The organism is Limosilactobacillus sp. (genome assembly GCF_051873075.1).
Lineage (GTDB): Bacteria > Bacillota > Bacilli > Lactobacillales > Lactobacillaceae > Limosilactobacillus.
The window spans coordinates 1-12,140 of sequence record NZ_JBJEEM010000061.1 but is presented as its reverse complement, the minus strand read 5'-3'; the positions used below and the strand labels follow the sequence as shown (position 1 = coordinate 12,140).

Annotated in this window: 11 protein-coding genes; 1 reads left to right on the top strand and 10 read right to left on the bottom strand. The window is 52.3% G+C overall.

All coding sequences use genetic code 11. From position 1 onward, the window contains the following. Positions 1–24: 24 nt before the first annotated feature. The 6 genes from ACI31J_RS06705 to uvrC form a co-directional block, all read right to left on the bottom strand. A complete protein-coding gene (locus tag ACI31J_RS06705) occupies positions 25–543 on the bottom strand; it encodes an adenine phosphoribosyltransferase (RefSeq protein WP_439773658.1) in 519 nt (172 codons plus the stop codon). Positions 544–559: 16 nt separating this feature from the next. After that, positions 560–2,884, bottom strand: a complete 2,325-nt coding sequence (gene recJ, locus ACI31J_RS06700) for a single-stranded-DNA-specific exonuclease RecJ (RefSeq protein WP_439773657.1) — start codon at positions 2,882–2,884, stop codon at positions 560–562. Between the two features lie 83 nt (positions 2,885–2,967). Further along, the gene (locus ACI31J_RS06695) at positions 2,968–3,801 is read right to left on the bottom strand and encodes an SDR family NAD(P)-dependent oxidoreductase (protein WP_439773656.1); all 834 of its coding nucleotides are present in this window, start codon (positions 3,799–3,801) and stop codon (positions 2,968–2,970) included. After that, positions 3,801–4,745 (bottom strand): ribonuclease Z, encoded by a 945-nt coding sequence (gene rnz / locus ACI31J_RS06690; RefSeq protein ID WP_439773655.1) that lies wholly within the window; start codon positions 4,743–4,745, stop codon positions 3,801–3,803. Before rnz ends, ACI31J_RS06695 begins: the two co-directional genes overlap by 1 nt. Positions 4,746–4,774: 29 nt before the next feature. Continuing rightward, positions 4,775–6,088, bottom strand: coding sequence for a GTPase ObgE (obgE, locus tag ACI31J_RS06685; protein WP_439773654.1), 1,314 nt, complete (start codon positions 6,086–6,088; stop codon positions 4,775–4,777). A gap of 65 nt (positions 6,089–6,153) precedes the next feature. Beyond that, positions 6,154–7,965 (bottom strand): excinuclease ABC subunit UvrC, encoded by a 1,812-nt coding sequence (uvrC, locus tag ACI31J_RS06680; RefSeq protein ID WP_439773653.1) that lies wholly within the window; start codon positions 7,963–7,965, stop codon positions 6,154–6,156. A gap of 138 nt (positions 7,966–8,103) precedes the next feature. On the opposite strand from uvrC, the gene ACI31J_RS06675 reads away from it, so the two are divergent. Next, a complete protein-coding gene (locus ACI31J_RS06675) occupies positions 8,104–8,244 on the top strand; it encodes an SPJ_0845 family protein (RefSeq protein ID WP_439773652.1) in 141 nt (46 codons plus the stop codon). 103 nt (positions 8,245–8,347) lie between these two features. Here the strand turns inward: ACI31J_RS06675 and ACI31J_RS06670 are convergent, their stop codons facing one another. From ACI31J_RS06670 to tig, 4 genes are all read right to left on the bottom strand, one after another. Beyond that, positions 8,348–8,647: a nucleoside triphosphate pyrophosphohydrolase family protein gene (locus ACI31J_RS06670; protein ID WP_439773651.1), complete on the bottom strand. Its 300-nt coding sequence runs from the start codon at positions 8,645–8,647 to the stop codon at positions 8,348–8,350. Beyond that, the gene (gene yihA, locus ACI31J_RS06665; RefSeq protein WP_439773650.1) at positions 8,648–9,238 is read right to left on the bottom strand and encodes a ribosome biogenesis GTP-binding protein YihA/YsxC; all 591 of its coding nucleotides are present in this window, start codon (positions 9,236–9,238) and stop codon (positions 8,648–8,650) included. Positions 9,239–9,248: 10 nt separating this feature from the next. After that, positions 9,249–10,502: an ATP-dependent Clp protease ATP-binding subunit ClpX gene (clpX, locus tag ACI31J_RS06660; RefSeq protein ID WP_439773649.1), complete on the bottom strand. Its 1,254-nt coding sequence runs from the start codon at positions 10,500–10,502 to the stop codon at positions 9,249–9,251. Positions 10,503–10,638: 136 nt separating this feature from the next. Next, positions 10,639–11,949, bottom strand: coding sequence for a trigger factor (gene tig, locus ACI31J_RS06655; protein WP_439773648.1), 1,311 nt, complete (start codon positions 11,947–11,949; stop codon positions 10,639–10,641). Positions 11,950–12,140: the final 191 nt, after the last annotated feature.

The window sequence follows — 12,140 nt, the reverse complement described above, 5'->3', positions numbered from 1 at the left end:
GAGAACATGCTCAGCCTCTTCAATTTAGAACTCCATCAAAGCCTTCATGTCATAATCCTTGATCCGGTCACGACCATGCAGGTCCTTCAGTTCGATCAGGAAGGCACAACCGGCAACAATTCCGCCCATCTTCTCAACCATTTCGATCGTGGCGGAAATTGTTCCCCCGGTTGCCAGCAGGTCATCAACGACCAGAACCCGCTGACCAGGCTTGATTGAATCAGCTTCCATCTGGAGAGTGGCAGTACCATACTCAAGACTGTAGCTGGCACTGATCGCTTTACGAGGCAGCTTCCCCTTCTTACGGGCAGGTGCAAAGCCGACGCCCAGCTCGCGGGCAATTGGACAACCAACAATGAAGCCCCGGGCCTCGGGACCCACTACCATATCGATCTGCTTATCTCTTGCGTAGGCAGATAATTCGTCCGTTGCCTGCTTGTACGCTTCACCATCGGCCATCAAGGGCAGGATATCCCGGAAAATAATGCCCTTTTCAGGGTAGTCTGGAATACTAGCAACGTATTTATAGAGGTCTAAAGTCATACAAAAATTTTCTCCTTTAATTCATCTTAAGGCACTGTAATATCCATTGGGTAACGGTTGCCGCATCATCATATAATAACGTCTTTTCTGTTTGATAACGGGCAAGCTGCTGTTGATACCGTGTCGTTTGTTTTAGATCCGTCTTCCCACTCGTGGGCTGCAGATTTAAAATACCATCTTTAATTGTAACAAATCCGGCTTCAGAAAACACTTGAATTACGAAATTTAATCGTTCCGCATTCATTTTTAAGTATTTGCTCATCGCCGTCTGCTGACCGGGCCACTGCAATTGCGGGTACCGTTTCAAAAACTTAAATACCTGGGCAAAATCAGCGCGACTCGGCAACCCCGCCAAGTAAACACTGTGGCGGTTTGCCAGTAACAGGCGGATAACCGCTGGCGCACCGGTATCGTTTTGAAAAAGCCCCTTAAAGCTGTCCAAGCTATCCGGCAGGTCAACCAGGGTCACCGTCTTCCCCGCCAGATCCATCTGACGAGCGGCCGCCGGGGTCAGGGCATGGTCGGCCCCGACATGGGGGGCGACATTCTCCCGCAATCGTTCATCATAGACAACGTACTCCCCGGCCGGTTGAAAGTGGACCGGCCGCAAATGGGCAGTTCGCTCGTCCAGGACCATGGTGCCTCGTACCCGGGCATCGACCAGCATCAGCTGAACCTGACGCTGACCGTGCCATTCATTAATGGCCACCTTGGCCGCAATGTCAACCTGCCCGCCTTGTGCGCGGAACAATTGCAGGTCTGCTCCCCAGCCAAAGGCCACCACCGCGACGTCAGCGTGCTTACCCGGCAGGGAGAATTTCAAATGGTTGTTATCCTTCCCCATCGTCTTCACGTTGGTCGGGTGAACGTCGCTAAACTCAAAGATTGGTTCTTCATTGTCCGGGCCAAACGGTGCCAGCTTCTGCAGGTCATCATATAACTGTTCATCGACCTCCTGGGGAGTTAATTGGGCTGCCAAGGCCAGCGGGGCAGGTTCGCGCCAGTCGAATTTCTGCTTGGCCGCCTCGTCGCGCAATGCCGCCTGCAGTGCGGCGAGCTGGTCGACTTCAAATGACAACCCGCAGGCTGCCGGGTGCCCGCCAAAACTCGTCATCAGGTCACGGTGGGCATCCAAGGCGGTAAAGAGATTAAAGCGGTCGTCACTGCGACCCGACGCCTTCGCCACTCGGCCATCCTGGTCGGTAGTAGCAATGATGGTCGGCTTGCCGGTCTGCTCACGGATTCGACTGGCAACGATTCCTAAAATTCCCTGATGCCAGCCGCGGCCCAAGAGAACCAGTACCGGCTGATCCTGGTTTTCCGGTGCCTGGGCCTGCTCACTGGCCGCCGTCATCACCTGGTCAACCAGCTGTCGACGCTGCTGATTGGCGGCCTCAACCTGAGCGGCCAGCTGCGTACCTGCTTGCTCATCAAGGGTTGTCAAAAGCTCAACCCCGACCCCGGCATCGGATACCCGCCCCAGGGCATTGAGGCGGGGGGCGATCCCAAAGCCGATATCCTGGTCGGTCAGCCGTTGTTCATTCAGCCCGGCCTGCTTGACCAGCGCATGCAGTCCGGGACGCAGCCCTTGACGCAGCTCTTGCAAGCCCATCGTGATCAGGGCCCGATTTTCGTCCGCAACGCTAACCACATCGGCAATTTCACCGATCGCTACCAGGTCGAGCAACTCCGCCGGAAACTCATCGGTCAGGGCCCAGGCTAGCTTAAATGCCACCCCGACCCCGGAAAGGCCAGCAAAAGGGTAGTCACTACCGGGATACTGGGGATGGACGATCGCCACCGCCTTGGGTAGTTCTGCCGGCATTTCATGGTGATCAGTAATTACAACATCAACTCCTTGCGCCATAACAGGATCGATCACGTCTTTCCCGCTGACCCCGTTGTCAACGGTAACAAACAGCTGAGTCCCCTGTTCAATCAGACGTTGGTACGCGTCAGCATTGGGCCCATAGCCATCCTTGAAACGATTAGGGATGTAATAGTTAACGTTAGCACCCACCGCCTGCAAGGTTTCATACATCACCGCCGTACTGGTAATCCCATCGGCATCATAGTCACCATAAATTGTGATTTGTTCACCACGCTCGATGGCCTCTTGGATCCGGTCGACCGCCTTGTCCATGTCGTGAAGCTGGTGCGGATAATGGATAGTTTGCGGGTCAGCCTTGAGAAACGCCGTGGCATCCGCTGCCTGCTTATACCCCCGATTGGCCAGTAGTTCGGCCACCACCGGGCTAACCTGCGCATCTTTTGCTAGGCGCTTGACCAGCGCTGGATCAGCCTGCGCTGCTAGTTTCCATTTGAACCGTGTGTTAACCATTTTTTCACCCTAACCCTTTTTCCTGAAATAAGAAAGGGCTGTACAAGTTATACTGACAGCCCTAATTTTACAATCCACCTAAACTACAGGTTCTGCTTATCCTGTTGAAAGTCAAAAAACTTCTTGATGGCCCAATCGCCAAGCCCTGGAAAGACCTGGTAGGCCCAGCCAAGGTAGGCTACATAAACGGGGACATTGATCTCCCGGGTCTTATGACCAACATTATCCCAGATCCGCCGGGCCAGTTCATCCGGCTCGATGAACATCCACTTCGGCAGGTGAGCCTGGTAATCACCCGTCTTATCGGCCTTCTTGAAGAACTGAGTTGAAATCGGCCCCGGATTAACCGTTAAGACCTGAACCCCGTAGTCAGCAACTTCCATCCGCAAGACGTTATCAAACTGGATTACCCCAGCCTTCGTGGCGGAATAAACCGCACTGTTCGGCGTTGGGATCTTCCCGGCCAGCGAGGCGATGTTAATGATTGCCCCGTAGCCCTGATCCATCATCTGCTTGGCTACACAGCGGCTGATGTACATCAAAGCCAGCAAGTTGACATGCACCATTTCTGCCATCGAGGAGTACTTTTCATGGGCGGCGGCGGTAAATTCACCCAAGCCAGCTGAATTAATCAGGACATCAATGGCGCCGACCTCGTGCTTAACCTTGGCTAGAACCTGGTCAATTGCCTCTGGGGAGGTCACGTCTGCCGCGTAGGCAAAAGCCGGCCGACCAGACAGAATCAGGCACTTCTTAGCCACGGCAGCCAGCTTCTCCTTGTTGCGAGCAACCACCACCACGATTGCCCCCCGCCGGGCAGCTTCAAACGCCAAGGCCTTGCCGATTCCGCTGGAACCGCCAGTAATCAGTACAACCTCGTTTCTCAAGAACCGTAATGCCTTAACACGTCCTAACATTACTTATCATCCCCTTGTTTCTTAAATGGAATATCAAAAACATCCAAATCATTGACAACCCGGGTAGCTGGGAAAATATTGCGTACCTGGTAAGCCAATTGGTAGGCTGCCTTTCCTGCGTACCGCGCCGAAATATGGGTAAGGAGGAGACGTTTGGCCCCAGCCTTTTTAGCAATCTCAGCAGCCTGCTTGCTGGTCGAATGGTAGTAATTGTGGGCTAGTTTGGCCTCGTCCTGGCCAAAGGTACTCTCGTGAACCAGGACATCGGCATCCTTGGCCAGCCAAAGGGCGTTCTTCGTTTGCCGGGTGTCGCCCAAGATGGCAACGATCCGGCCTGGCTGGGCTGCCCCGATGAAGTCCTGGCCGTTTAATACCCGGCCATCGTCCAGCTTAACCGTCTTCCCAGCCTTTAACTGGCCATAAACGGGACCGGATGGGACGTGCATTTCCCGGAGCTTATCAACCTGCAGTTCACCGGGATGATCGTGCTCAACTACCCGGTAGCCAAAGCAGGTAATCTTGTGATCCAGGCGCTTGGCGTAGACCGTGAAGCTATCGTCCTTAAAGATCTCACCCTCGTGTTCGATTTCAACAAAGTGTAAGGGGTAGCTGAGCCGCGACTCGCTAACCTGAAGCGCCGTTTGGACAAAGCGCTTGATACCAACCGGGCCGTAAATAGTCAACGGTTCGTTGCCGCCCTGAAATGACCGTGAACTAAGCAAGCCGGGCAAACCAAAGATGTGGTCGCCGTGCAAGTGGGTAATGAAGATCTTCTCAATCTTCCGCGGCCGAATGGTGGTATAAAGGATCTGATGCTGAGTCGCCTCCCCAACATCAAACAACCAAATGGCGTTGCGTTCTTCCAACAGGCGCAAGGCCACGCTGGTGACATTCCGCTGCTTGCTGGGTGACCCCGCCCCCGTTCCTAAAAATTCAAGTTGCATACCTTAATTTCCTACCTTCTAATTTAATCTTATTGGACGAATTCGAAGACGAACTTCTTGATCCGGACCAAGTCGCCATCCTTAATTCCCTTGGCCCGCAGTGCGTCATCAACCCCCATTGTTCGGAGCTGCCGGGCAAAGCGCAGTTGACTCTGTTCATGGGTCAGGTCAGTCATATCAAAGAGCCGTAACAGCTTGGCACCACCAAGTACCCAGGTACCATCCTCATCCTTGGTGATGGTAAAGTCCTGAGTTTCTTTTTCTGGAGCCGCTGCCTTGTACTCAGCAACCAATTGCTCGTCATGACTCTCACTGTCAAATGCGGGAGTCTTATCGAGCAGGTCGGCCGTCAATTGCATCAATTGCTGAACCCCCTGGTGGGTGACCGCCGAGATTGGGAAGAGTTGGGGAGTCTGATCCAGTGTCTCGTCAGCGGCCAGTTCCTTCTTAAAGTGTTCCAGGTTTTCAACCGCATTTGGCATATCCATCTTGGTGGCAACCACGATCTGCGGCCGCTTCAGCAGTTCCGGATCGTAGTTAGCCAGCTCGTGATTGATCTGCCGGTAACGCTCGATTGCCTGCTCGGGATCCTCGCTGCTCATGTCCACCAGGTGAAGAAGGACCCGGGTCCGCTCAATGTGGCGCAGGAACTTCAGCCCCAAACCAACACCCTTAGCAGCGCCCTCAATTAATCCTGGCATGTCAGCCATTGCGAAGTCCCGGCCGTCCGGCAGCATCACCATCCCTAGGTTTGGCACCAGGGTCGTAAACTCGTAGGCCGCGATTTTAGGCTTGGCTCCCGTCACAACCGACAACAGGGTCGACTTACCGACCGATGGGAAACCGATCAGGCCGACATCGGCCAGCATCTTCAGTTCGAGCTCCAGGTAGTGGTCCTCGCCTGGTTCACCGTTTTCGGCAATTTCTGGAGCCGGATTCTTGGCACTGGCAAAGTGAATGTTGCCACGGCCACCACGGCCACCGCGGGCAACAACCAGTTCCTGGTCCTTTTCCACCAGGTCACCGATGATCTCACCAGTGTCCAGGTCTCGGACCGTAGTTCCCTGAGGGACGGCGATCACCGTATCGGCAGCACTGGGACCGGTCATCTGCTTGTTCATTCCGTTGCCGCCGTTCTTTGCCTTGAAGATCCGGTGGTAACGAAAATCCATCAGGGTCCGCAGTCCTTCGTCAACCTTCAGGATGATGCTGCCACCACGGCCGCCATCACCCCCGGCCGGTCCCCCATTTGGGACATACTTTTCACGCCGGAAGGCAACCATCCCGTCGCCTCCCTTACCGGCGTGCACCTCAATTTTTATTTGATCTACAAACGTATTCATTAAATTGGTCTCCGTTCTATCATTATTACTTATTAGTATATTGGAAAATCCAGAGGGCGTCAAAATCAATCGTGACTGCTGCCCTTTGCGACCTTCGCGTTCTTCTGCAACGAAACCTTGATCAACTGGGCAGTCGGCCGGTTAATTCCCAGGGCTTGGATATCGTCGACCGAGGCCTGGGCAATCTTGTTGATTGAACCGTATTGCTTGAGCAGCTTAGTCCGGGTCCGCGGGCCGACCCCCTTGATCTCATCCAAGCGCGAGCTTAACGAATGCCGGGTGTGGACCCGCCGGTGGAAGGTGATGGCAAAGCGGTGAACCTCATCTTGAATCCGCTGGACCAGGTAGAAGCCCTGGCTGCGCGGATCCAGGTTGACGTGCTGGTCCTGGTCGCCAAAGAGCAGGTCCGCCGTCTTGTGCTTATCGTTTTTGACCATCCCCACCACCGGAATATCAAGGTCCAGCTCGTTTTCTAAGACGTCCTTGACGGCATTCATCTGGATCTCGCCCCCGTCCATAAAGATCATATCCGGCATCGCCTTGCCCTCCTTTAGGAGACGGGAATAGCGGCGGCGGATGACCTCCCGGGTGCTGGCAGCTTCGTCGGCGTGATCGATCACCGTCTGCAGTTTATACTTCCGATAGAGCTTCTTGGCGGGCTCTCCGTCGACGAATACCACCATTGCGCTGACCGGATCCGCTCCCTGGATATGGGAGTGATCAAAGGCCTCGATCTTATGGGCCGGTGGTAGGCCAAGGGCGTCGGTGATCTCCTTCATCGCCCCAGTGGTCTTACTCTGGTCCATTTCTAGCAGGCGGAACTTCTCATCAAGGGTCAGCCGGGCATTCTCAGCGGCCATGTCCATCAAATCGCGCTTCTCGCCCCGCTCCGGCGTCCGCACCGGCACCCCTAAGATCTCACTGATTTCCTTGTTGGGCAGGCCAGTTGGCAGGAGGATCTCCCGGGGCAGGATGTTGTTTCGCCGGTGGTAGAATTGCAGGATGAAGCTGGTCATTTCCTCAACCGCGGTATCCACGATTGGGAAGAGCCGTTTCTCCCGTTTCATCAGTCGGGCCTGGCGAATAAAGAAGACCTGGATCGATAGCCAGCCCTTGTCCATATAGAAGTTGAAGAGGTCCCGCGGCGTCTTATCGTTAGAGATAATCTTCTGCTTTTCGACCGTCACCTCAATATAGTGAAGCTGGTCCCGGATCTCCGCTGCTCGCTCGTATTCCAGGGCCGCGGCCGCCTTCTCCATCCGTGCCGTCAGCTGCTTCTTCACCGCCGCCGTATTCCCATTTAAAAAGGATTTGATCCGCCGAATCTGCTGATCATACTCTTCCTTTGGCACCTCCTTGAAGCAGGCACCCAGGCACTGGCCCATGTGGTAATACAGGCAGGGCCGTCCTTGGAAGCCATGGCAGCGCCGCAGGGGGTAGACCTTCTGAATAAAGTGCAGGGTTTCTTCGGCCGCGTAGACGTTTGGATAGGGGCCGAAGTAGTAGGCGCCGTCTTTTTTAATCTTTCCGGTGATTTCCGTCTGCGGGTCCCGTTCATTGGTAATCTTAATGTAGGGGTAGCCGGTTCCCCGCTTCAGCTTAATATTGAAATAGGGCTGGTGCTTTTGAATCAGGGTGATTTCAAGCAGAAACGACTCCTTGTTGGTAGAAGTAATAATCGTTTCAAAATCGGCCACCTCTGAAACCATCTTAGCCACCTTCCCGGTATGGCTGCTCTTGAAGTACGAGCGCACCCGGTTTTTCAGGTTCTTGGCCTTGCCGACGTAGATGATCTGACCATTAATATTTTTCATCAGGTAGCAGCCGGGCTTATCCGGCAGCAACGCTAGTTTATGTTCAAGGTATTCACTTGCCATCATAACCCTCCGATCAACTTTAATCATAATATTATAAATTAAAAACCAACCAAAAGGCAAAGAAAGTGCTAGTATCTTCTTGGACAACCAGCGCGGTTTATGCTAGCATTTTTGATAAACAATAAAGGAGCGATTAAAATGGGACTCGTCACACGCCGCAGTCAGCAACTCGACAAGCTCTTCGATCAGTTCGCCGTTGATCCCAAGACCAAGCCACTGAAGAAGAAGCCTGCCGACGAGAAGACGGCTGAAAAGAAAAACGAAGATAAGAAGAAGTAAAGCCTGCCAACTCTAGCACAACGGCAAAAGCGACCCCTGATGTTCAATCAACGGACATCAGGGGTCGCTTTTTAGCGGGTCCGGCTCGGTCGCCCTTCCCTATTTACTTCTGCTTCTTAAAACCAGCTGGGTAGCGCCGGTTCAATTCATCGATATTGGCCTTGGCAACCTCATCAAAAGGGATGTCGGCCCATTCCGCAATCTGCGACAAGTACCATAACACGTCCCCCATCTCGTGGATCAGCTCAGCACGATCCAGCTTTTTGCTCCGGAAGGTATAGTTCTTCACGAGGTCAACCACTTGACCAGCCTCGCCAGCCAGCCCGAGAGCACAATTGGTCAAGACCTGCTCATTGCCGTAAAGGGTTCGCTTGGCAGCCTTTTGGTAATCATTAAACTCCACTTATTTCATCCCCGTCTGCTTTTCAATCCATTGCCATACTTGGTCCTTGCCCCGCTTGTTCACCGCTGAGAAAAGGATCAAAGGCGCAGTAGCCGGCATTCCCAGCCGCTTACGGATCTGGTTTTCCTGACGGTTCCAAACATTGGACTTAACCTTGTCACACTTAGTCCCAACAACGAGCGTTGGAATATTATAGTAATCCAGCCACTCGTACATGGAAACATCATCGGCCGTCGGTTCATGGCGGGCATCGACCAGCTGGATCACCCCGCGCAGTTGTTCGCGCTGGGTAAGGTATTGCTCAATCATCTGGCCAAAACGCTCCCGTTCCTTCTTGGAAACCTTGGCGTAACCATAACCCGGTACGTCGACGAAGTAGAGCTGGTCCTCCACATCGTAAAAGTTCAGGGTTTGGGTCTTTCCCGGCTGACTAGACGTGTGGGCAAAGTTCCGCCGGTTGATCAAGACATTCGTCAGTGAGGACTTACCGACGTTGGAGCGACCCACCAGGGCAATCTCTGGATAATCGGTTTTCGGGTACTGGTCAGCAGCGACCGCGCTGATGGTCAGGTTTACGTTGTGAACTTCCATTGCTGAATCCTCACTTTGTTTCCTTGGCCGACTTCATCACGTAGCGCGGTTCCTTGTGGTTGGTAACGCAACGTTTGTCAATGACCACTTCTGCGACATCTTTGCGGCTCGGTAATTCGAACATGACATCCCGCATTACTCCTTCAATGATGGAACGCAAGCCCCGGGCCCCGGTGTTGCGCGCAATTGCCAACTGGGCCATTGCCTGCAGGGCGCCATCCGTGAAGGTCAGTTTGCTGCCGTCAAGCCGGATCAGTTCCTGGTACTGCTTGACGAGCGCATTCTTCGGTTCCGTCAAGATCCGGACAAGGTCGTGTTCGTCCAGCTTTTCCAGGGCAGTCATGACTGGCAGCCGACCAATAAATTCGGGGATCAAGCCGAACTTAAGCAAGTCCTCTGGGATAACGTGTTGGAGGATGTTCTTCTCGGTGATGTTATCAGCTTCGTTCGAATTAGTGCCGAAACCAATCGTCTTCTCACCCAGCCGTTCCTTGACAATCGTCTCGATCCCATCGAAGGCCCCGCCGACGATGAACAGGATGTTCTTGGTGTCCACCTGGATGAATTCCTGTTGGGGATGCTTCCGCCCACCCTGCGGCGGCACGTTGGCAATCGTTCCTTCCAGGATCTTCAAGAGGGCCTGCTGAACCCCTTCACCGGACACATCACGGGTAATCGAAACGTTTTCGCTCTTCTTAGCGATCTTGTCGATTTCGTCAATGTAGATGATCCCTTTCTCGGCCCGCTCAACATCAAAGTTGGCCGCCTGCAGGAGCTTCAGAATGATGTTTTCAACGTCTTCACCGACATAACCGGCCTCGGTTAGGGTCGTTGCATCGGCAATTGCAAACGGTACGTTTAGGATCCGGGCCAGGGACTGGGCCAGGTAGGTCTTCCCAGAACCGGTTGGGCCGATGACCGCGATGTTACTCTTCTGCAGCTCGGTGTCGTTGTTATCGCCATCCATCATGGCATTCACCCGCTTGTAGTGGTTGTAAACTGCCACTGCCAGCGTCTTCTTGGCATCGCTCTGGCCAATAACATAATCATCCAAGTCCTTGACAATCTCTTCTGGCGTTGGTACCCGGAAATCCTGGTCGGTTTGTTCCTCCGCCAGTTCTTGGTCGATGATCTGCTGGCAGAGATCCACACATTCGTTACAAATGTATACGCCAGGACCAGCAACAATTTTCTTTACCTCGTTCTGTGACTTGCCACAAAACGAACAGTGAATTGAGTCCATTCCACTGGTATCTTCAAACATTAGGAAACCTCCTCTAAAGTTCTGAAATAATCATAACAAAATTAGTCCGTAATTTCGAACAAAGTGGTTCCTGACCAAACAAAAAGTGTCCAATCATAATTGATTGGACACTTCAAGCCGTAATGCAAATCAAGAATTACTTGTCAGACTTCTTGTCGTCCTTAACCTGCTTTGCTGAATCAGCAACTAAGTCAACGGCCTTCTTAATCTTGATGTCATGAGAAAGCATGTCCTTTGACAGTGCCTTTTCAACGGCATCTTCCTTCATACCGTATTGCTTAGCAAGGTCGGCGATTTCTTCCTTGATTTCGTCATCGCTTGCTTCAAGCTTTGCATCATCAACGATGGCTTCAAGAACCAGGTTAGTCTTAACCCGTTGTTCAGCGTCGTTAGCAAATTGCTTCTTCAAATCTTCTTCCTTGGTACCAGTGATCTGGAAGTACATTTGTGGGCTGATCCCTTGTTGTTGCATCCCGGCAAGGTATTGCTGCAATTGACGGTTAGTGTCATCATCCAGCATAGCTTGTGGGATGTCTTGAATTTCAGCGTTGGCAACGGCCTTTTCGATCGCAGCATCTTCAATGGCAGCCTTAGCCTGGTTGTCCTTGTCTTCTTGAAGTTGCTTCTTGGTCTTGTCCTTCAGTTCGTCAAGAGTGTCGACGTCTTCATCAACGTCCTTAGCAAAGTCATCATCCAATTCTGGAAGTTGCTTTTCCTTGATTTCATGAATCTTAACCTTGAAGATGGCGTCCTTACCAGCCAAGTCCTTAGCGTGGTAATCTTCTGGGAAGGTAACCTTAACGTCCACGTCATCACCAGAGTTGTGGCCAACCAATTGGTCTTCAAAGCCCGGAATGAATGAGCCGGAACCTAATTCAAGGGAGTAGTTATCAGCGGAACCGCCGTCAAACTTCTTGCCATCAACGCTACCTTCGTAGTCGATAACAACCGTGTCACCGTTTTCGGCTGGCTTGTCTTCCTTGAGAACCAATTCAGCTTGTTGTTGACGCTTCTTTTCCAATTCTGAATCAACGTCAGCATCAGAAACAGTGGTGTCTTGTTCAGGAACTTCCATACCCTTGTAGTCACCAAGCTTAACTTCTGGCATAACGTCAACCGTAGCAGTAAGCGTCCAAGGTTGGCCCTTTTCCATGCTCTTGATTTCAATTTGTGGTTGAGCAACTGGTTGAATCTTAGTTTCTTCAACTGCAGCACTGTAAGCACCTGGCAGTACCTTGTTCAAAGCATCTTGGTAGAGAGATTCTTCACCGTACATTTGGTTGAAGATTTGGCGTGGAACACGGCCCTTACGGAAACCTGGCACCGTGATCTTCTTCCGAGTTTCAACGAAGGCTTCGTCGATTCCCTTCTTAATAGTGTCTACATCGATTTCAAATGTCAATGTACCTTTGCTGGCATCGCTATCGCGTTCCCATTTTGCTGACATTTTATTTCCTCCAATAACAAATCAATTTGACCACCACTATGTTAATAGGCTGGTCTTTACATACTTTATTAGTTTACCTTAGCTGTCACGCAATTGCAACCAATTGCCAGACATCGCAGCGGTTTTATCATTTTTTAAATCATAACCACCCGTCAAACGGGTGGTTTGCTCACGGCTATAAGCCGTCAAGA